Origin of the sequence: Hymenobacter volaticus (assembly GCF_022921055.1) — a bacterium.
In the GTDB taxonomy this organism is placed as follows: Bacteria; Bacteroidota; Bacteroidia; order Cytophagales; family Hymenobacteraceae; genus Hymenobacter; species Hymenobacter volaticus.
In genome coordinates this window covers 2914407-2934276 of the sequence record NZ_CP095061.1, presented here as the reverse complement: position 1 = coordinate 2934276, position 19870 = coordinate 2914407, and the positions used below count along the sequence as shown (strand labels likewise).

Below are 19870 nucleotides of genomic sequence, written 5' to 3'. Positions count from 1 at the left end.
GGTATTTGCTTAAAATCAAGGTTTTATCGTGAATTCATCTTCTATAGCCTCATCAACAGTGATATGCCTACTATTTTAGAATCACAACTTCGTGCTGCCTTACTCGGGCTTGCCGTTGGCGATGCGCTTGGCGTACCCGTGGAGTTTCAAAGCCGTACGGCCCGCCGCCAAGATCCGGTGGTGCACATGCGCGCTTATGGTACCCATAACCAACCCGCAGGTACGTGGTCCGATGATGCCTCGCTCACGTTCTGCTTGGCCGAAGCAATAGCCGATGGCTTGACAGTGGGTAAGGTAGCCGAGAATTGCTGCCGGTGGTACTACCAAAATTTCTGGACGCCCCACGGCGTGGTATTCGACATTGGCATTACCACGCGTGAGGCCATTAACCGCCTGAGAGCAGACAGCGACCTACTATTGGCTGGCAGCACCGACGAGTACAGCAATGGCAATGGCTCACTTATGCGCATCTTGCCGCTAGCCTTTTACCAGCCAGAAGCGCCCTTAACTGAGCGCTTCGCCCTAATTTCTGATGTGTCGGCGGTTACGCATGGGCATGTGCGCTCGGCTATTGCCTGTTTTCTATATCTGGAAATGGCGCGTCACCTGCTCGCGGGGCTCGCACCAACTGCCGCTTATGCACAACTATGCTCAGAAGCACCAGCTCAGTTATACCAGCTCAAGATTGCAGCTCGCGAAGCCGACCAGTTTGAACGTATTCTAAGCGGCCGTCTGCCCAATATGGCTGTCACGGCTATCAACAGCGGTGGATACGTGATGCACACTTTGGAAGCCGCGTTCTGGTGCCTGCTCCGCCACGATACCTTTGCCGAAACAGTGTTGGCCGCCGTCAACCTCGGCGACGATACCGATACAACTGGCGCCGTAGTAGGGGCCTGGCCGGAATCTACTACGGCGAAGCTGCTATTCCAGCCGAGTGGCTAGCCGTGCTGGCCCGCCGCTCCGACATCGAAGATCTTGCGGCGCGGGCAGCTACTCGATTAGCTAACTGACAGATTAAGCAGAAGTTAGATTATTGGTTGTCTGAACCCGATCCAAGACTAGGTAACCGTCAGTAGCAAGCCTAAAATAAAGAAGAAGCCCCGGTGAGTAGTCTACTCATCGGGGCTTCTTCTTTACTGCGGTCCGGACGGGACTCGAACCCGCGACCTCCGCCGTGACAGGGCGGCATTCTAACCGACTGAACTACCGAACCAGTTCATATTACCAAAAAGCTACCTGCTTTTCGATAAGGTGCTGCAAAGGTAGCGCGCGCTGCGACAATTCCCAACCTAGCCCCGATAAAATCCGGTATTCAAGGGCACTTCACTGTTTTCTAGCTGTTTCTCAGCTAGAAAACTTTCTTCCGCTCCTACCATAATCAAGCGTGTGACGAGTGAAGCGGTTCGCTTACCTTTGCCACCTTCCTCTTCTCACCACCAACCCGACGCATTCCTTCCCGGCCAATGCTCCTTGATTTCGAACAACCCATTGCTGCCCTCGAAGGCAAGCTCCGCGAAATGCAACAGTTGGCTCTCGACAGCCAAGTAGATGTTTCGGATGCTGTAGCTGCTCTTGAGGCCAAAATCAAAACCCTTAAAAAGGAAACCTACGCCAATCTGACCCGCTGGCAACGGGTGCAGCTGTCGCGCCATCCCGAACGACCCTATACGCTCGATTACATCGAGGGCATGAGCGAGAAGTTTGTGGAGCTGCACGGCGACCGGACCGTGGCCGACGACAAAGCCATGATTGGAGGGTTTGCCGAGCTGAATGGCCGCTCTGTTATGTTTATTGGGCAGCAGAAGGGTCGTAACACCAAGCAGCGGCAGTTTCGCAACTTCGGTATGCCCAATCCTGAGGGCTACCGCAAAGCACTGCGCCTAATGAAGCTCGCCGAAAAGTTTGGCAAGCCAATTATCACCTTGATTGACACGCCTGGAGCTTTTCCCGGCTTGGAAGCCGAGGAGCGGGGCCAGGGCGAAGCCATTGCCCGCAACCTTAAAGAAATGTTCCTGCTGAAGGTGCCGGTTATCTGCATCATTATTGGCGAAGGAGCTTCGGGTGGCGCTCTTGGCATTGCTATCGGCGACCGGGTGCTGATGCTGGAAAACACGTGGTACTCGGTTATTTCGCCCGAGTCGTGCTCTAGTATTTTGTGGCGCTCCTGGGATTACAAAGAGCAAGCAGCCGAGGCGCTTAAACTCACCGCTACCGATATGCTGGCGGCCAAGCTAGTCGATGGAATTGTGAAGGAGCCTCTCGGCGGTGCGCATACCGACGTGCCAAAGATCATTCAGGCACTCAAGAAAACCATCATCAAAACCCTCGACGAACTGGAAGCCCTTCCCCACGAGGAACGCATCAGCCAGCGCATCGATAAGTTCTCGGCTATGGGGGTGGTGATGGAGTAGGTTGAATCGTTGGATTGTTGAATGGTTGCTTGTTCAACAATTGCAGGTGCACTAACCATCAAACAATTCAATAATGCAAATTTATACGCTCGATACAGGTCTGTTTAAGTTGGATGGCGGTGCCATGTTTGGGGTAGTGCCCAAAAGCATGTGGCAAAAGCTGAACCCAGCCGACGACAACAACATGTGTACTTGGGCCATGCGCTGCCTGCTGGTGGAAGATGGCAACCGCCTAGTGCTCATTGACAACGGCATTGGCGACAAGCAAGATCAGAAGTTTCGTGGTCATTTCTACTTGCACGGCGACGACACGCTGGAAAAATCGTTACGGGCACGGGGCTTCACCGCCGCCGATATTACGGATGTGTTCCTGACCCACTTGCACTTCGACCACTGCGGCGGCTCGGTAGTGCGTACCCCCGACGACAAGCTGCAACTGGCTTTTCCAAATGCTACGTATTGGAGCAACCAAGCGCATTGGGATTGGGCCGTAACGCCTAACCCGCGCGAAAAGGCTAGTTTCCTGAAGGAAAACATCTTGCCGATTCAGGAAAGCGGCCATTTGCAGTTCGTCGGAACCGGTGCTGGCGTGCCCGATGCCTTGCCTAGCTTCCAGGAAATCATCTTCGCTGATGGGCACACCGAGAAAATGATGCTGCCCAAGTTCACTTATAAAGACCGCACGGTGGTGTTCATGGCTGATTTGCTGCCTAGCACTGGGCATGTGCCGTTGCCTTACGTAATGGCCTATGACATGCGCCCGCTCGTGACCATGACCGAAAAAGAGCAAGTGCTGCGCCGCGCCGCCGATGAAAACTGGGTGTTAGTACTCGAGCACGACCCCAGCGTGGAATGCTGCACCGTGCAGCACACCGACAAAGGAATTCGCTTGGCCGAGACCTTCCGCCTAGACGAATTGTAGGCGTATAGTTGCTTGGAACTAGCTTTCATTCCGGCTTTCTTACGGCCTAAATACTCCTGCTTATTTTGACCGACGCCATCAGAAACGAGCCATCAGCAAGCAGCAACTCCCTTGGACTGGCTTTGTCGGGGGAGGGGCGCGAGGTATTGCTCATTTAGGAGTGCTGGCCGCCCTCGATGAGCTAGCGCTGCCGCTGGCCCGACTAGCCGGAGTGTCGTCGGGAGCTATTGCGGCCACGTTTTACGCCGCCGGCTTTGCACCCCGCGAGATTCTGCGGCTCTTCACGAGCGTCAATTTCACCCGCTTGACGCGTATCTCGCTTAGCCGTTATGGCTTGTTGCGCCTCGATGCCGTGCAGGTTCTATTGGCCCAGCACCTCGGAGCCGAGTGCACGTTTGCTGATTTGCAGCGGCCGCTCACGCTGGTTGCCACCGATTTAACAGAAGGTATATCCATCTATTTCTCGGAAGGGTTGCTGATTCCGCCTCTTTTGGCTTCATCGGCCGTGCCCATTCTGTACCGGCCCGTAGAGTTTGAAGGGCGGCAACTCGTAGATGGCGGGCTACTCAACAACTTGCCCGTAGAACCGCTTCTAGATAAAGGTCTGCGGATAGTGGGTGTCAATTGCAACCCCATCAACCGCGCGGCGCGCGTCACAACGTTCCGGACGCTGGTAGAACGGACGCTCAACTTGGCCATCAACGCCAATACCACGCTCAACAAGCAGAAATGTGACTTGCTGATCGAGCCACCCGAGCTGCGCCTATACCGCACGCTGGACTACCGCCTCGCCCAGGAACTGTTCGATATCGGCTATCAGCATACGATGGGCCAAGCGGCGGCGCTGACGGCACTCCTACACGGAGCGGCTAGCGCCTGATAAAAAGCCTTTGTTCTGCGCTGAGTCCAGCCGTTTACGTTAAATAACAGCGTTGCGCTACCTGAGTGCTGATACTTAAGTGAAGGCGAGTCTGGCGCTTTGCGCGGTTGCAAGTTGGCCTACTTTCGTATTTCATTCTTTTACTTCTAGCTTTACCCACGGCTCTCACCCACACGAGTCCGTATTCTCTGCATGGCCCGCAAAACCTCTACCTTCTGGTACTACATTTCGAAAGCAATTTTCCGGGTAGCCGGGTGGAAACTCAACGGCGTAGTGCCGCCCAACATCAAAAAGAGCATGATGATTGCCGCGCCGCACACCAGCAACTGGGACTTTATCATGGCCCGCGCTGCTTTCTTCCTCATGGATGTGGACGTTAAGCTAACTATCAAGAAGGAATGGACTACTATTCCCGTGCTCGGCGGGTTGGTGAGGTCGTTGGGAGGGTTGGCAGTTGACCGCAGCAAAAACAATAGTCTCGTCGATGGCATGGTGCAACTCTTCAATGAGCGCGACGAACTTGTGATTCTGATTACCCCCGAAGGTACCCGCGCTTACCAACCTCGCTGGCGCAAAGGGTTTTACTTTGCGGCGGTAGGGGCAGAAGTTCCTATCCTGCTCGGCTTCCTCGACTACAAGAAAAAAGAAGCTGGCGTCGGCCCAGCCATTTACCCCACCGGTGACTACGAAGCCGACCTCGAGAAAATAAAAGCCTTCTACCGCACCAAATCAGGCCGTTTCCCAGAAAAAGGCGTTCGGTAAGAGACCAGAAAATAAAGCGTTGAACGGTTGAAGTTTCGACAATCCGTCATCCGGTAACACATTCATCAATTTAGCCCGGCGTACTCAAGATGGAAAAGCTGCAAACACTACTTTGGATTGTGCTTGGCCTCGGCATCTTCATCTGGCGCATGGTGCAGAAAGCCCGCGCCATTACGGAGCGTGAGCGGCGGGAGCGTAAGTTCTCCCGGCCCGATAGTACGGGAAAGCCTCGGCCAGTAACTGCATTGCCTGCTACCTCTTTTGAAGAAATGCTAAGGCAGATGCAGGAGCAGAACCGTACCGGTAATCCGGCTACTGTACCTGCGCCTCCGGTCTCTAAGCCTGCCACGCAAACCACGCCGGCCGGCCGGGCACTGCCGCGAGAAACTGCCCCCGCCCCGCGTAGCTTAGAGCAAACCACTGTGGCGCCAAAATCTTTGGAAAGGTCTCGCGAAGCTCGTTCGCTGGAGGCTCCAAAACATGAAGCGCGCCGTGCCGCCGCATTGCCCCGCGCTACCACGCAGCACGGTCAGGAAGATTACTGGAGCCAGAACCAGGTGCGCCGCCGCGAAGAAACCCGTCTGCAAGCCCAAAGCAGCATAGCTGATCGCCTACGAAATCCAGCCGATTTGCGAGCTGCGTTTGTGCTAAGCGAAATTCTGAAGCGAAAATTCTAGCTACGGAAGCTTTTCCTCCTTGTTAATCCTGCGTCAGTGCGTAGGTTACAAGGTTTGCGCCCATACGTAGGGCCGCATCATGCGTGGCGGCTGTGTCTTCGGGATAGGTGCCAAGGTCTTCCCAGCCGTTACCTAAGTCGCACTCGTAGCTGTAGAAGCATACCAACCGGCCTTTGTAGAGTAGCCCGAAGCCTTGCGGCCGCTTGCCGTCGTGCTCGTGCACTTTGGGCAAGCCTTTCGGAAACTGAAATTTCTGGTGGTAGATAGGGTGGGAGAAAGGCAACTCCACAAAGTCCAACTCGGGAAATACCTTTTTCATCTCGGGCCGAATGAACTTGTCGAGACCGTAGTTATCGTCGATGTGCAGGAAGCCGCCACCCGTTAGATAACGCCGCAGGTTTTTGGCTTCGCCTTCCGTGAAAGCAACGTTGCCGTGGCCGGTCATGTGGACAAACGGGTACGTCAGCAACTCCGGCGAATCCAGCTCTACGGTAGCCTCGTCGGGCGCGATATTGGTGCGTAACGTCTGGTTGCAGTAACGAATCAGATTGGGCAACGAGGTTTTGTTGGCATACCAGTCGCCGCCGCCACCGTAGTGCAGCTTGGCTATGCGGAAGCTAGGAGCCAGCGGAGCGGCGGCCGTGAGAGCAAACAGAAGCAGAACAGTCAGCAGGTTTTTCAGCATGGAGTATTCAACGCAAACAGGTGCATTATCAAACAAAGTAACAGATAACCGAGAAAGTTCAGGCTTGTAGTATCGGGTTAAGTTGTTTGTCTATTATTGTCTAGCTGAGTTGTACCGTAGAAGCGCGTCAACTTAGCACCCGCCGGATTAGCACGGTTTACTTCACGTCTTGCTGCCTAATAAGGTACTTACATAATCACTATAACTTACGTATTCATCTATGGTAACCGGAAAGGATCTGATAGCCTTGGGGTTAAAGCCCAGTAAGCGGTTCAAGGAGACCCTTGAGCACATCAACGCCCACAGTCTAGAAGGCGAAGCATTATTGACCTACCTCGATACCGTGAAACCTGCGCCGGAAATTCCGCTGTTGGAAGAGCCAGTGCCTTTTTACGAGAACATCCGCGCCGACACGCCGGTGGAGCAAGCCAATATCGACTTCGTAAGGCAGTCGATGCAGCAGTTGATGCGTACCCCCACGGTGGTAGCTGGCGCCATTATGCCCGACGCCTGTCCGGCTGGACCGCTAGGTACCATTCCGGTTGGGGGCATTGTCGTTGTCCGCAACGCCATTCACCCCGGCATGCACAGCGCCGATATCTGCTGCTCCGTGATGCTGACCAATCTGGGCAAAGTGAACCCCAAAAGGGTACTCGATACTGCGCAGCAGATCACGCATTTCGGTCCCGGCGGCCGCTCGCCAGAGCGGCAGTTTGTGTTGCCTGCCGAAATTGAAGCCGAGTTCCAAGCCAACCCATTCCTCAATTCCTTACGCAGCCTCAATTTCGCCCGCGAGCATCTAGGCACTCAGGGCGATGGCAACCACTTTCTTTACGTCGGAATCTCGCGCAATACCGGCGATACGGTGTTGGTGACCCACCATGGCTCCCGGGGAGTGGGCGCCGCGCTCTATACCCAAGGCATGAAGGTGGCCGAACGTTTCCGCCAAGTTATTTCGCCCGAAACTAACCCGCACAACGCCTGGATTCCTAGCCAGTCCGTGGAAGGCGAGCAGTACTGGGCCGCGCTGCAAACCATTCGAAAGTGGACCAAGCAAAACCATTTGTGCTTACACGAGGCTATCAGTAAGCAACTTGGGGCAACCGTGCAACAGCAGTTTTGGAATGAACACAACTTCGTGTTTCGCGACGGTGACTTGTATTACCACGCCAAGGGAGCCACGCCGCTAGACCAGAAGTTTATGCCTGACATCACCGGTCCGCGCATCATTCCGCTGAATATGGCTCAGCCAATCCTGATTGTGGAAGGTACTACCACCGAAACCAACCTAGGCTTCGCGCCCCACGGGGCCGGCCGGAACCTAAGCCGTACTCGCCACAAATACAGCAAGCTCAACCAAACCAAAGAAGACTTATTTGCCGAGGAAACCCGCGGTATCGACGCCCGGTTTTACTTCAACCAAATTGATATTTCCGAGTTGCCCAGTGCCTACAAGGATGCCCACGACGTCAAGCAGCAGATTATGGATTTCAACTTAGCTACCACCATCGACGAAATCCAACCTTACGGCTGCATCATGGCCGGCGACTGGGAACAAGATGCACCCTGGCGCAAAAAGAAGCTGGCCAAGGAAGCCGCGCGGTTAGCTGCGGCCGATTCTCAAGCCGACGGTTCGGCGCTGCAGGCAGAATGACGTCGGGTGCAACAACCTATTCCCGCACGACATGCACGGTATGCATGGCGGCTAGTGCGGCGGTTTCGGTGCGCAACCGGGAGGCCCCGAGCGTAACGGGGCGGATACCCCGGGCAAATGCTGCCTCAATTTCCTGCGGGGTGAAGTCACCTTCTGGGCCGATAAGGACGCAACAACCAGTGCCGTGCGCCGCCACGCGGGCTAAAGACGTCCGCTCTCCTTCTTCCAGATGGGCAATAAACGTAGTGTCGCCGGCCACGGTGGGTAGAAAAGCCGCAAAGTCCACCAGTTCGTCCATTTCCGGCAGCCATGCCTGCCCCGACTGCTTGAGGGCGCTAACCGCTATTTTGTGTAGTCGGTCTAGCTTTAACTCACGCCGCTCGGAGCGGGCACAACGCAGAAACGACAACCGGTCGACTCCTATTTCGGTGGCTTTTTCCACCAGCCACTCCATGCGGTCGAGGTTTTTGGTGGGAGCCACGGCTACGTGCACGAAGTAGGGACGACGTGATACTTGCTGCTCCTGCACCACGCGCAGCCGACAGCGCTTCGCATCGGCGGCCTCTACTTCCGCCTGAAATACGCTGCCACGGCCGTTGACCAACTCCACAGTTTCGCCAGCAGTTAGGCGCAGCACACGCACTGCGTGCTTGCTTTCATCTTCGGGCAGGGTGTAGGTGGGGCCTGCTAGGTCCGGGGCGTAGAAGGTGTGCGGCATAAAGCAAAGATAGAGGGATACGGCGCCGAAACAGAAAACCCTGCCAACCACTAGGGCCAGCAGGGTTTGTGTGAAAGAGAGCTGCTTTATTGTCAGCTGGCTGCGTAGTTGCCGGTTATTTAAGCGTCTCGTTCAGAATTGCTGCTAGTCGCACGCCCGCCTGCTCGATGCGTTGTTTCATTAGCTCGGAATGAGCCGGGTAGTACTTGTAGTCGACGTCGCCATTGGCGGGTACATCCCCGTATATCTGCTCACTAGCCTGATACGACTCCCAAAGCCACTGCTCCGGAGTTGCTTTCTGCCACGTTTTTACTTGACGGCCGCGCAATTGAGGCTCGTACTGTCCGGCTATTTCGCTGTACGTAAGCCCCTGATAGTCAAGAAGGCCACTATCCCAAAGACTATGCAGGTTGGTGTCCTTGCCGCGGTACTTCAGCTTGATGTCGTTGCCCCCCTTGTCCTCGGCGTGGCCGGCATGTAAAGGCTGGTGCACGTCGCCCACGATATGGACTACAAATTTTAGGGCGGCCAGGCGTTCAGCCTGCGTTTTATGGGTGTCCTTTAAAGTTTCTAATTGCTTGATCAGCACGTTGTAAGCGTTTGGCGTAGTTTGCGCTTTGAGCTGTTGCACGTACTGGTCATGGTTCAAGCCAGACGCAGTGTTCACATAGTGCCAAGGGGCAGTGTCTTTAAACTCCGGATAGAAACGAATTTCGTCGGGCCAGGTACTAACCAGCGGTAGTGTTTCGGTGCCTAGCAGCTTCTGGATTTCTTTCTTGGCGTGACGAGAGAGATGATTTTCAGCAATTTTACCAATGGCGCGGTGCCCGTCTACTCCCCAGGCCCACAGGCGGAGAGGTGTAAGGAGCAGCAATAGGACTGGCAGGAAGCGCTTGCGCATGAAAAAGAAGAAGTAAAGAGTACGTTTAAACAGCAAAATTAGCGGGTTTAGGTGGAACGCAGCGTGAACAAGAAGTTATGTATTATAAGTAGAGAGGATTTAGCACGAGCGTAAGCACGGATAGGCAAGGAATGACAGGCTGCGTCATGAAATGCATACTTATCCAACACTAAAAAGCCCCGCTGGCTAAATACCAGCAGGGCTTTCGTCGAGATTATCAGTGACTTTATACGCTGGCGGCTACTTCTGCCTTAGGAGCACCGGCCAAGATTTCGGCATTGGCAAAATCCGCGTACTTCTTGAAGTTGTTGACAAACTTGGTAGCCAGATCAGCTGCTGTTCTGTCGTAAGCTTCCTTGTTGGCCCAGGTATCACGCGGGTCGAGGATGTGGTCGGGAACGTTAGGTACGTAAGCGGGTACTTCCACGCCGAAAATTGGATGCTTGCTGAATTCTACGTCGTCTAGTTCTCCATTGAGCGCCGCCGTAATCATGGCGCGGGTGTAGCTCAGTTTCATGCGAGAGCCAACGCCGTAGGAGCCGCCCGTCCAGCCAGTATTTACCAGCCACACGTTCACGTCTGGGTTTTCGTCCATCTTTTTGCCGAGCATCTCGGCGTATTTAGTAGGGTGCAGGGGTAGGAAAACCGCACCAAAACAAGCCGAGAATGTGGTTTGTGGCTCGGTAATGCCCATTTCGGTACCCGCCACCTTAGCCGTGTAGCCCGACATAAAATGGTACATAGCGTGGCTCTTGTCTAGCTTGCTGATAGGAGGAAGCACCCCAAATGCATCGGCCGTCAAGAAGAAAATATTCTTGGGCGCATCAGCTACCGACGGCTCAATAGCATTCGGAATAAAATGGATAGGGTAGGCCGTGCGGGTGTTCTCCGTCACCGATTTGTTGGCATAGTCCACCGTAGTGGTGCCGGGAATAAAGCGAGTGTTTTCTACAATGGCTCCAGTGCGAATAGCATTCCAGATTTCTGGTTCTTTCTCCGCGCTTAGGTCGATAACCTTAGCGTAGCAACCGCCTTCGAAGTTGAAGATGCCGGCATCAGGCGTCCAGCCGTGCTCGTCGTCGCCGATCAAGCCGCGGTTAGGATCAGCGGATAGGGTGGTTTTGCCGGTGCCGGAGAGGCCGAAGAAAATGGCGGTGTCGCCGTCTTTGCCCACGTTGGCCGAGCAGTGCATCGGCAGCGTGTGCATCTGGTGCGGAAGCAGGTAGTTGAGCACGCCGAAGATGCCTTTTTTCATTTCGCCGGCGTAGCCAGTGCCACCCAGCAAAATCATCTTCTTCGAGAAGTTGATGATAGCGAAGTTCTTCTGGCGAGTGCCATCGATAGCTGGATCGGCCTCAAAGCCGGGCGCACAAATAATTGAGAAATCCGGCGTCCAGCTGGTGTCAGTGCCCGGCTCTGGGCGCAAGAACATATTGTAGCAGAATAAGTTATGCCAGGCTAACTCGTTTACTACGCGTAGCTTGAGCGTGTAATCGGGATTGGCACCCGCGTACGCGTCGCGCACGTAGATTTCCTTGTCAGTTAGGTAAGCCACCATCTTCTGGTGCAGTTGATCGAACTTGGCGGCATCAAACGGGATATTGATGTCGCCCCACCACACGCTGTCGGCCGTGCCGGCATCTCGTACGATAAACCGGTCTTTGGGGGAACGGCCGGTGAAGGTGCCTGTGTCGGCCATTAGCGCACCGGTATCAGTCAAGACTCCTTCATTGCGGCGAAGCGCTTCTTGCACAAGCGCCTCGGGAGGTAGATTTAGATGAACCTGACTTGCTGCGGTGAAACCTAGCGGCTTTAAACAAGCTAAAACAGTGGCGGCGGATTTTGTCATAAAGTCCGAGAATAGGGTGGGGGTTATGGGGATGGGTGGGGAATCTGAGAGCAAAAATATAGGAAATATGTGATCCGCAAACGTTTCCGGAGATCTATTTAGCGAAAATTCGCTGAAAAAGTTGCAAAAAACTAACAACTGTCAGTAAACAAAGTTTTGTAGCTTTACCAATTACTGTCTGGTTGCAGCCAGTGGGTATTTTACCTCTTCACTTCTCTCACATCACCTTCATGCAAACGACCTCTGCTGTGCGTGAGCAGGCTCCTGCTGCCGCTCAAACCAGCCATCCCAAGGGTTTGTACCTTCTCTTCGCTACCGAGATGTGGGAACGATTCAGCTACTACGGCATGCGTGCGGTACTGGTATTGTTCCTAACCAAAGCCATGATGATGGACAAGTCTTTTGCCTCCAAATTCTATGGCGGCTACACTAGTCTTGTTTATCTGACGCCTCTCATTGGTGGCTATATATCAGACCGTTACTGGGGCAACCGGCGCTCCATCATCACAGGCGGGCTGCTGATGGCACTGGGCCAGTTCACACTCTTCTTCTCGGCTTCCAACTACGGACCCGCCGAAACCCACGCCCTCAGCCACTGGCTCCTGTACTTGGGTCTGGGCGTAATGATTGTGGGCAATGGCTTTTTCAAGCCCAACATTTCCTCCATGGTGGGCTCACTGTATTCGGCCACCGATAAGCGCAAGGACGCGGCGTACACCATCTTCTACATGGGTATCAACCTGGGCTCGTTTCTGGGCAACACCATCACCAGCCTGATTGGAGATAGAGAAGGTCACCCTGAAGCGTTTCGCTGGGCTTTTTTGGCCTGTGGCATTGCCATGTTACTGAGCGTGGTCGTGTTTAGATGGGGTAAAGACAAGCACCTGCATACGCCCACCGGCGAGCAAGTGGGCCTTACGCCCGTGCAGTCAGGTGGCATCATGGGTGTGTATGCCTTGCTCCCCGTGCTACTGGCGCTAATTTTGGGCATTCTGTGGCTGGATTCGGCTAAGTTTCCGACCATTGCGCCGCTGTTGGGCGTAGCCGTGTTGGGTATTATCTATATGATATTCAGTGACAAGTCCTTGAGCGGGGCCGACGTCAAGGGTATTATGGTCATCTTTATCGTGTCGTTTTTCGTGGTCTTTTTCTGGGCTGCGTTCGAGCAGGCGCCGGCTTCGCTTACCTTCTTCGCCGACGAACAGATGAACCGCACTATTTTCGGTTACACCTTGCCAGCTAGTATTTTTCAGAACCTGAACGCCATCTTCGTGGTGGTGGGCGCTCCTCTCATGGCGGCTGTGTGGACGGCTCTGGGCCGTCGCGGGGCCGAGCCGCCGTCCCCGCTCAAAATGGCTATCGGCTTAGCCCTATTGGCTGCCGGCTACTTGGTAATGTGCTTCGGCGTACACGACTTGCAGCCGGGCGTGAAAGTGAGCATGTTCTTTTTGGTGGCCCTCTACTTCTTGCACTCTGCGGGTGAGCTGTGCTTGTCGCCCATCGGTCTGTCGCTGGTGAATAAGCTGGCCCCGGTGAAGTTTGCTTCGTTGCTGATGGCCGTGTGGTTTCTTGCCAACGCGGCAGCTAACTACCTCGCCGGCTATATGAGTAGCCTTTATCCCGACCCTAAATCCACCAGCCCAATGCCCCAAATTCTGGGCTTTCAAATCACCAACCTCTACGACTTTTTCATGGTCTTCGTGGTATCGGCAGCCGTGGCTGCGGCTATTCTGTTCTTTATCAGCGGTAAGCTGGCCAAAATGATGGATGCCCGTAACTATCCCGCACCGACAGCGCAAGCATAGACCACCGCGCAACAGCGGCTGCAAGTTTGTCTGGCTGGCCTTGCTGGTTGAACGACGTGGTCAAATATCTGAGCACAGTTAGAGAAAAGCCCCCGACCACTGAGTCGGGGCTTTTCTCTTTTTTAGAAGCTACTCACTTCATCGCCTATTCTACCTGAGGCATCATTCCTACTTCCAGAGACTGTGTCTGCACGTCTTGGCTATTTCTTTTTCTTCACCATGCCCAATGTATTGTTGACGCTGACGGGCTGACCTGTGGTTTCATAAGCGTTGGTTATCTTACCTAACGCATTCTTTGCTACCCGGCGTATTGTTTCTCTCCTGCGCTATTGTACCTGACTTTACGCTGATGCCTCAACTTCTGAATTTTGAAGCACAGAAAAGCCCCGCTGGCATTGCCAACAGGGCTTTTCAAGCTAACGGCTAAAAGCCAGTCGCTAAAGGAGATTACATCATGCCGCCCATGCCGCCCATTCCACCGGGAGCACCAGCATGGCTGTGCTCTTTCTCGGCTTCTGGCTCGTCAGAGATTACGCATTCCGTGGTCAGGAGCAGGCCAGCAATCGAAGCGGCATTTTCCAGGGCCAAGCGCGCTACCTTGGTGGGGTCGAGGATACCGGCCGCCATCAAGTTTTCGTAACGATCTTCACGGGCGTTGTAACCGAAGTCACCTTTGCCATCGCGCACTTTCTGCACCACCACCGAACCTTCGCCACCAGCATTGGCCACGATAGTACGCAGAGGAGCTTCGAGGGCCGTGCGAATGATGTTTACACCAGTGCGCTCGTCGAGATTATGAGTATTAACGGCTTCCAGCGACTCTAGGGCACGCACGAAAGCAACGCCACCACCTGGTACTACGCCTTCCTCAACGGCGGCGCGGGTAGCGTGCAGAGCATCGTCAACACGGTCTTTCTTCTCTTTCATCTCCACCTCGGTAGAAGCACCGATGTAGAGAATGGCTACACCGCCCGACAGTTTGGCAAGGCGCTCTTGCAGCTTCTCCTTGTCGTAGTCGGAAGTAGTAGTTTCGATTTGGGCTTTGATTTGGTTGATGCGGCTGGTGATGCCGTCTTTCTCCCCCTTGCCATTGACAATCGTCGTGTTGTCTTTGTCAATGATGATTTTCTCGGCCGTACCCAAGTAGTCGAGGGTAGCGCTGTCGAGTTTGTAGCCGCGCTCTTCGGAAATAACCGTGCCGCCCGTCAGGACTGCAATGTCTTCCAGCATGGCCTTGCGACGGTCGCCGAAGCCAGGAGCTTTTACAGCGGCAATCTTCAGCGAACCACGGAGTTTGTTTACTACCAAGGTAGCAAGGGCTTCACCATCAACGTCTTCGGAGATGATAACCAAGGGCTTGCCAGTCTGAACAACTTGCTCGAGCACGGGCAGCAACTCCTTCATGGTGCTCACCTTCTTGTCGTAGATAAGGATGTAAGGCGAGTCGAGCTCAACTTCCATCTTCTCTGGGTTGGTTACGAAGTAAGGGGAGAGGTAGCCACGATCGAACTGCATGCCTTCTACCGTTTTCACTTCGGTTTCAGTGCCGCGAGCTTCTTCTACCGTGATAACGCCTTCTTTGCCTACTTTGTCCATAGCATCGGCAATCATCTGGCCGATTTCCATGTCGTTGTTGGCCGAAATGGCACCTACTTGAGCAATTTCCGAAGAGTTTTCAATCTTCTTCGACTGCGCCTTCAGGTTGGCAACTACGGCTTGTACAGCCTTGTCGATGCCACGCTTCAGGTCCATTGGGTTTGCACCAGCCGCTACGTTCTTGGAACCAGCAGCGTAGATAGCCTGGGCCAGTACGGTAGCCGTCGTGGTACCGTCACCTGCTTGATCAGCAGTTTTAGAAGCTACTTCTTTAACCAACTGAGCGCCCATGTTCTCGATGGCGTCGCTTAGCTCAATTTCTTTGGCCACCGTTACACCGTCTTTGGTGATGGTCGGCGCACCGAATTTCTTGTCGATAACCACGTTGCGGCCTTTCGGACCCAGGGTCACCTTTACGGCGTTAGCCAGTTTATCTACACCGCGCTTCAGTTTGTCGCGGCCGTCGGTATCGAATTGGATGTTCTTAGCCATCTTAATTTCGGATGTTTTGAATCAGGGAGAAAGGAATAGGACTTAGATTACGGCGAAGATATCCGACTCCCGCATGATGAGGTAGTCTTGGCCATCGATGGTGATTTCGGTGCCGGCATACTTGCCGTAGAGCACTTGGTCGCCCACTTTTACTTGAGGCTGGATAGTGGTGCCGCTATCGGCCACTTTGCCTTCGCCTACGGCTACTACTTCGCCGCGCTGTGGCTTCTCCTTGGCCGTATCGGGAATGATGATGCCCGACTTGGTTTTCTCCTCGGCGGCGGCAGGCGCGATAATAACGCGGTCAGCCAGCGGTTTCATGCTAAGCGACATATTGTACGTTTTGGTTGAAAGGTTTACTTGAAACAAGGTGGTGTCCGCCTCCCCTCACTTCTTATGCCAGCCCGCCGAAACCTGACAGAATGAACACTAAAAAGGCGCATTGCGTCAGGATTCTGTACAAAGCCTGTCACACCTGACAGCGCAGCTCCGTCAAAATTAACTTAACAGGACTGACGTGGGTGAGTCGTCACTTTCTGGGAAGGGCGCAAAAAAAGGAGCCTTCCGCAAGGAAAGCTCCCTTTTAAATAAGTAACTAGTCGATTACTACCGTGCTGGAGTAGTAGCAGGGGCCGAGGAAGGCTGCGTTGTGGCAGGCGTAGTGGTACCACTTGGAACTGCCGCGCCACCAGGTGCTGCTGCACCCGGAACTGCGGGTGCCGGAGTTGCGGGCAAACGAGTTTCAAGCGCCTTACGCTGGTTAACGCTGCGTACTGGGCCCACACCAGCCGAGGTGCCGCTGATTACGTGCGTGCCTAGCGTCAGGACCATAAGACCGATAGCGAAACCCCACGTCAAACGCTCCAGCAGGTCGCCGGTGCGCTTTACGCCCATTAGGTTGGCAGCGCCACCCGAGCCAAATTGGCTTGACAATCCACCGCCTTTGGGATTCTGAGCCAGCACTACAATGGCCAGAAAGAAGCAGACGATAAGAATAATAACTATGAGTGCAGCGTACATCTACTCGGAAGATTTCAGTTGTTGAATTTGGTCGGCAAAGTACGCGCTTTTTTCCGGCTGGCGCACCATCAGTTGTTCATATATTTCGATAGCCCGCTCTGTTTTGCCTTGTTTAATCAAGATTTTAGCGAGGCTTTCGGAGGCTAAAGCTGGCGGCGCATGCGTACTGCGTGCTGCTAAATCTGTCTGCTCATTCACGGTAGGCAGTACGCCTGGTGCCTTAAGGCGGGGCTGCACTTTCAGGAACCGGTTGATCAGATCGAAGGACGACGGTGTTGGTATAGAGCGGGGCTGGTTTGCGCTGGAAGCATGCGCGTGTAGCAGGGCATCAGGCGGAAAAAACTCGGTAGCTGGCAGGGGCTGCGTCAGTTCGTCATCGCGCATCTGTAGTGCATAGCCGAAGCGGCTACCGCCCTCAAGCAAGCTATAGGCTACGTCGGTGTCAACCCGGAAAGGAGGAGCAAGAACTGTAGTTGATGCTGGCGGAAACAGATTGTATTCTTCATCTGCTTCTTCAACCGTCTCTTCCTCATCAAGGCCGGGCAGTTGATACAAAATAGGAACCGGGAGCTTGTTGGGCTCACTCAGGCCGAACTCAAAGCGGGAAGTGCCTACTTCAGCTGGCGGCCGGATAGGGGGCGCCACTGCTGGCAATACCTCTAATTCCGCATCAGGAGCATTTACTACGTCCACAGCTTGGGTATCGTCTGTGGCAATAGAAGCGCTATCTGAGTCTACTTCCGAGGTTGAAAGAAAAGGCTCAACAGGTTCAGGAACAGTTGCCTCAGTTTCAGAGTCTGCTGACGAAACAGGCAGAGTCTCAATGCTTTCCTCAGGCGCTTTGGCAACTTCCTCTGGCGTTTCAACTGAAGCCAACGGTTCTATAGTGTCTAGGCTGCCAGGTTCTTCTAACTCACTTTCCACTTGTTCGGTGTGAGCTTGAGTTGAATCTACTGCCTCTTGAACGTCTGTTTCTTGTTCCGCAACAATAGGATCGAATACAGCGACAGGTTCAGGTACTGAAGTTTCTTGGACTTCAGTCGCAGTTTCTTCTACTACTGTAGTAGCCTCTTCTTCCTGGGTTTCCAGCAACTGGACATCCTCAGTGACTAAGGACTGAATGAAGGCTGTGGAACTGCTCGCACTAACAGCAGCGGCTGGCAAATTAGCTTCAGGCGGTGCCGGTAGTTCCTTTGGTGCTGAAAGCTCGATAGTAGTGGTTTCAGGGGTGGGCTGTTCCAGCAACTGCCGCAGTAGCTGCCGGTCGGCGGCGTAGGTGGCCGCTCGGCGCAGGCGTTGGCTGGCTAACATGCTACCTTGATCGTGGGCTGCTTTGGCTAACAGCACATGAGCAGTTTGGCAGTAGGGGAAGGCCGCCGCTAGTTGCTCCAGTTCCCTGATTTCAGCTTCTGAAATACTACCCACGTGGTTGAGAATGTGCAACAGCGACGCGCGGGTCATAGAATAGAGGGCTGAATGAGTTAATAGATAAATTGCTGATTAGTAAGATCTAATCAATAATTCGGGAATGCATTACGCGAAAAGCGCACAGGTTTCAATCGGCAAGAATACGTCATTTAAATCACTCAGCCGCTGTCTCACCAGTTGGCTACCGACTTGTTGAAAGCGTCAGTGATTATGTTTTGCGTGATGGTGCGTACCGCAGTTGGGTCATTGTTGATGCGTGCAATATCTTGCGTGGCCGGAAAGTCGCGGTTGCTTTGGAAGGTTTGCTCGAAGTCCTGTTTGGGGTCTTTGGTGTTCGTGAACTTGATGCGTACCTGCATCGTGAGGCGGTTCACCCCGGCTTGGTCTTGGCCGTTCTGCTGTTGGATTGCCGCTGGCGCATAATCAAAGGCAATTATCTCGCCCTCAAACTGCAAGTCTCCGTCGCGAGGCACTTGTTTGATGGTCGTGTTGCGTTGAAAATAATCTTTGAAATCCTCGGTGAACCGTTGTGGCAGATAGGAAGGGCCGTTGTTGGACGTGTTCTGAAAAGTGGCAATCGAAATCGTCTTTACGGCCGGATCGATGTTGGTGCCACTAAACGAGTAAACGGAACAACCGGTCAGCGCTAGAGTGAGAATCAGCGAGCAACTTAGCATCCAAGTCAGTGGGGATGCCAGCCAATTACGCTTGTTCCAGGTCATATTGCTTGAGTTTGCGATAAAGTGTGCGTTCGGAAATGCCGAGGTCGTGGGCGGCGTATTTGCGTTTGTTGTGGTGCTTTTTCAGCGCCTTCATTATCATTTCTTTCTCCTTGGCTTCCAGCGAAAGAGTTTCTTCTTCGGTCTCGTGCGGAATATCCTCCACCCGATGAGCTTCTTCCTCGTAATCGGTGGCGTCGTCTACGTTGTTGGGAGCAAGAATATATTCTGTCGGACCGCCGTCGGGTGATGGTGACCGTAGGGGCCGCGGGCCGGCATCGTAAGGGGCAGGGCCTAGATTAGTGAACAGGTGGCTATTCTGGCGCAGCATTTCTTGGGCTTCCTGCGGACGCTGGCCGGCGGCCATATCAAGGACCAACTTCTTGAGGTCAGTCATGTCGCGCCGCATGTCAAAGAGCACCTTGTAAAGTAAGTCCCGCTCCGAGTAAGTATTGCCCGCTCCGTCAGTGGCCGCGCCAGCTGCGTGGAGCAGCATGGGCAAACGGCTGCTTTGGTCGGCGGGCAGGTATTGGCGCAGGCGGCGTGCATCCACTTCCCGGTCGGTTTCTAGCACCGACATTTGCTCGGCCACATTCTTGAGTTGGCGGATGTTACCGGGAAACCGAAACCGCTGTAAATCCTGCACAGCGTCCGGCGTCAATGACACCGGTTTTACCCGGTAACGGTCAGCGAAGTCGGTTGCGAACTTTCTGAATAATAAATAGATATCATCGCCTCGTTCACGCAGTGGTGGAACGATGATAGGTACTGTATTCAGACGATAATACAGGTCTTCGCGGAAGCGTCCTTCGCGCACGGCGTCCAACAAATTCACGTTGGTAGCCGCCACTACGCGCACATCGGTTTTCTGCACTTTGCTAGAGCCGACGCGGATGAACTCGCCGTTTTCAAGTACCCGCAGCAAACGGGCCTGCGTGCCAAGCGGCATCTCCCCAATTTCATCTAGAAAGATAGTGCCGCCATTCGTTACCTCGAAGTAGCCTTTGCGGGCCTCTTGCGCCCCCGTAAACGAGCCTTTCTCGTGGCCAAATAATTCGGAGTCGATAGTGCCCTCAGGAATGGCACCGCAGTTGATAGCAATGAACTGCCCGTGCTTGCGCGGCGACAAGGCATGAATGATCTTGGAAAACGACTCCTTGCCGGAGCCGCTCTCACCGGTAATCAGCACCGTCATATCGGTAGGCGCCACCTGAACCGCCACTTGTATGGCGTAGTTCAGCGTAGGGGCATTGCCAATTATGCCGAAACGCTGTTTTATACTTTGTATTTCTGAAGGAGTCAAAGTCGGAAGTTGGTTTTCGTGATGAAGACGAAAAACGAGGGTGTT

General features: G+C 54.0%; 17 protein-coding genes, 1 tRNA gene and 1 pseudogene. 8 read left to right on the top strand and 11 right to left on the bottom strand.

The features are described 5' to 3' along the window. Positions 1-63: 63 nt before the first annotated feature. Positions 64-1013: pseudogene (locus MUN86_RS12785) on the top strand (ADP-ribosylglycohydrolase family protein). 129 nt (positions 1014-1142) lie between these two features. Here MUN86_RS12785 and MUN86_RS12780 read toward each other — a convergent pair. After that, positions 1143-1216, bottom strand: a tRNA-Asp gene (locus tag MUN86_RS12780). A gap of 250 nt (positions 1217-1466) precedes the next feature. Here MUN86_RS12780 and MUN86_RS12775 point away from each other — a divergent pair. The 5 genes from MUN86_RS12775 to MUN86_RS12755 all read left to right on the top strand — a co-directional run bounded on the left by MUN86_RS12775 (position 1467) and on the right by MUN86_RS12755 (position 5655). Then, complete coding sequence (locus MUN86_RS12775) at positions 1467-2414, top strand: acetyl-CoA carboxylase carboxyltransferase subunit alpha (RefSeq protein WP_245118302.1); 948 nt, start codon at positions 1467-1469, stop codon at positions 2412-2414. Between the two features lie 73 nt (positions 2415-2487). Next, positions 2488-3336, top strand: a complete 849-nt coding sequence (locus MUN86_RS12770; protein WP_245118300.1) for an MBL fold metallo-hydrolase — start codon at positions 2488-2490, stop codon at positions 3334-3336. 160 nt (positions 3337-3496) lie between these two features. After that, positions 3497-4216: a patatin-like phospholipase family protein gene (locus tag MUN86_RS12765; protein ID WP_245118299.1), complete on the top strand. Its 720-nt coding sequence runs from the start codon at positions 3497-3499 to the stop codon at positions 4214-4216. Positions 4217-4408: 192 nt separating this feature from the next. Continuing rightward, positions 4409-4978: a 1-acyl-sn-glycerol-3-phosphate acyltransferase gene (locus MUN86_RS12760; RefSeq protein WP_245118297.1), complete on the top strand. Its 570-nt coding sequence runs from the start codon at positions 4409-4411 to the stop codon at positions 4976-4978. Positions 4979-5067: 89 nt separating this feature from the next. Beyond that, positions 5068-5655: a hypothetical protein gene (locus MUN86_RS12755; RefSeq protein WP_245118295.1), complete on the top strand. Its 588-nt coding sequence runs from the start codon at positions 5068-5070 to the stop codon at positions 5653-5655. A 22-nt stretch (positions 5656-5677) separates the two neighbouring features. Here MUN86_RS12755 and MUN86_RS12750 read toward each other — a convergent pair whose 3' ends face one another. Next, the gene (locus tag MUN86_RS12750) at positions 5678-6340 is read right to left on the bottom strand and encodes a DUF4159 domain-containing protein (RefSeq protein WP_245118293.1); all 663 of its coding nucleotides are present in this window, start codon (positions 6338-6340) and stop codon (positions 5678-5680) included. Positions 6341-6560: 220 nt separating this feature from the next. On the opposite strand from MUN86_RS12750, the gene MUN86_RS12745 reads away from it, so the two are divergent. Beyond that, on the top strand, positions 6561-7994 hold the full coding sequence (locus tag MUN86_RS12745; RefSeq protein ID WP_245118292.1) for an RtcB family protein: 1434 nt from the start codon (positions 6561-6563) through the stop codon (positions 7992-7994). A 16-nt stretch (positions 7995-8010) separates the two neighbouring features. On the opposite strand, the gene MUN86_RS12740 is transcribed toward MUN86_RS12745, so the two are convergent. From MUN86_RS12740 to pckA, 3 genes are all read right to left on the bottom strand, one after another. Further along, positions 8011-8712, bottom strand: a complete 702-nt coding sequence (locus MUN86_RS12740; protein WP_245118290.1) for a 16S rRNA (uracil(1498)-N(3))-methyltransferase — start codon at positions 8710-8712, stop codon at positions 8011-8013. A 115-nt stretch (positions 8713-8827) separates the two neighbouring features. Next, positions 8828-9613 (bottom strand): S1/P1 nuclease, encoded by a 786-nt coding sequence (locus MUN86_RS12735; RefSeq protein ID WP_245118288.1) that lies wholly within the window; start codon positions 9611-9613, stop codon positions 8828-8830. Between the two features lie 226 nt (positions 9614-9839). Then, positions 9840-11462: a phosphoenolpyruvate carboxykinase (ATP) gene (gene pckA / locus MUN86_RS12730; protein WP_245118287.1), complete on the bottom strand. Its 1623-nt coding sequence runs from the start codon at positions 11460-11462 to the stop codon at positions 9840-9842. 230 nt (positions 11463-11692) lie between these two features. Here pckA and MUN86_RS12725 point away from each other — a divergent pair, with 230 nt between their 5' ends. Beyond that, entirely contained in the window at positions 11693-13267 is a 1575-nt protein-coding gene (locus MUN86_RS12725) for a peptide MFS transporter (RefSeq protein WP_245118285.1), read from the top strand. A gap of 447 nt (positions 13268-13714) precedes the next feature. On the opposite strand, the gene groL is transcribed toward MUN86_RS12725, so the two are convergent. From groL to MUN86_RS12695, 6 genes are all read right to left on the bottom strand, one after another. Beyond that, on the bottom strand, positions 13715-15355 hold the full coding sequence (gene groL / locus MUN86_RS12720) for a chaperonin GroEL (protein ID WP_245118283.1): 1641 nt from the start codon (positions 15353-15355) through the stop codon (positions 13715-13717). Positions 15356-15397: 42 nt separating this feature from the next. Beyond that, positions 15398-15688, bottom strand: coding sequence for a co-chaperone GroES (gene groES, locus MUN86_RS12715; protein WP_206983612.1), 291 nt, complete (start codon positions 15686-15688; stop codon positions 15398-15400). Between the two features lie 273 nt (positions 15689-15961). Next, positions 15962-16375: a preprotein translocase subunit SecG gene (gene secG / locus MUN86_RS12710; RefSeq protein WP_245118282.1), complete on the bottom strand. Its 414-nt coding sequence runs from the start codon at positions 16373-16375 to the stop codon at positions 15962-15964. Then, positions 16376-17836 (bottom strand): DUF8458 domain-containing protein, encoded by a 1461-nt coding sequence (locus MUN86_RS12705; protein WP_245118280.1) that lies wholly within the window; start codon positions 17834-17836, stop codon positions 16376-16378. A gap of 137 nt (positions 17837-17973) precedes the next feature. Next, positions 17974-18525: an LPS assembly lipoprotein LptE gene (lptE, locus tag MUN86_RS12700; RefSeq protein ID WP_245118278.1), complete on the bottom strand. Its 552-nt coding sequence runs from the start codon at positions 18523-18525 to the stop codon at positions 17974-17976. Then, positions 18506-19825 (bottom strand): sigma-54 interaction domain-containing protein, encoded by a 1320-nt coding sequence (locus tag MUN86_RS12695; protein WP_245118277.1) that lies wholly within the window; start codon positions 19823-19825, stop codon positions 18506-18508. Before MUN86_RS12695 ends, lptE begins: the two co-directional genes overlap by 20 nt. Between the last annotated feature and the right edge of the window lie 45 nt (positions 19826-19870).

Bases quoted from the DNA above. Each gene is read 5' to 3' on its own strand.
- lptE (WP_245118278.1), bottom strand. From the start codon at position 18,525: ATGACCTGGAACAAGCGTAATTGGCTGGCATCCCCACTGACTTGGATG.
- MUN86_RS12775 (WP_245118302.1), top strand. From the start codon at position 1,467: ATGCTCCTTGATTTCGAACAACCCATTGCTGCCCTCGAAGGCAAGCTC.
- MUN86_RS12725 (WP_245118285.1), top strand. From the start codon at position 11,693: ATGCAAACGACCTCTGCTGTGCGTGAGCAGGCTCCTGCTGCCGCTCAA.
- MUN86_RS12740 (WP_245118290.1), bottom strand. From the start codon at position 8,712: ATGCCGCACACCTTCTACGCCCCGGACCTAGCAGGCCCCACCTACACC.
- MUN86_RS12745 (WP_245118292.1), top strand. From the start codon at position 6,561: ATGGTAACCGGAAAGGATCTGATAGCCTTGGGGTTAAAGCCCAGTAAG.
- pckA (WP_245118287.1), bottom strand. From the start codon at position 11,462: ATGACAAAATCCGCCGCCACTGTTTTAGCTTGTTTAAAGCCGCTAGGT.
- MUN86_RS12750 (WP_245118293.1), bottom strand. From the start codon at position 6,340: ATGCTGAAAAACCTGCTGACTGTTCTGCTTCTGTTTGCTCTCACGGCC.
- MUN86_RS12705 (WP_245118280.1), bottom strand. From the start codon at position 17,836: ATGACCCGCGCGTCGCTGTTGCACATTCTCAACCACGTGGGTAGTATT.
- groES (WP_206983612.1), bottom strand. From the start codon at position 15,688: ATGTCGCTTAGCATGAAACCGCTGGCTGACCGCGTTATTATCGCGCCT.
- MUN86_RS12735 (WP_245118288.1), bottom strand. From the start codon at position 9,613: ATGCGCAAGCGCTTCCTGCCAGTCCTATTGCTGCTCCTTACACCTCTC.
- groL (WP_245118283.1), bottom strand. From the start codon at position 15,355: ATGGCTAAGAACATCCAATTCGATACCGACGGCCGCGACAAACTGAAG.
- MUN86_RS12755 (WP_245118295.1), top strand. From the start codon at position 5,068: ATGGAAAAGCTGCAAACACTACTTTGGATTGTGCTTGGCCTCGGCATC.
- MUN86_RS12760 (WP_245118297.1), top strand. From the start codon at position 4,409: ATGGCCCGCAAAACCTCTACCTTCTGGTACTACATTTCGAAAGCAATT.
- secG (WP_245118282.1), bottom strand. From the start codon at position 16,375: ATGTACGCTGCACTCATAGTTATTATTCTTATCGTCTGCTTCTTTCTG.
- MUN86_RS12770 (WP_245118300.1), top strand. From the start codon at position 2,488: ATGCAAATTTATACGCTCGATACAGGTCTGTTTAAGTTGGATGGCGGT.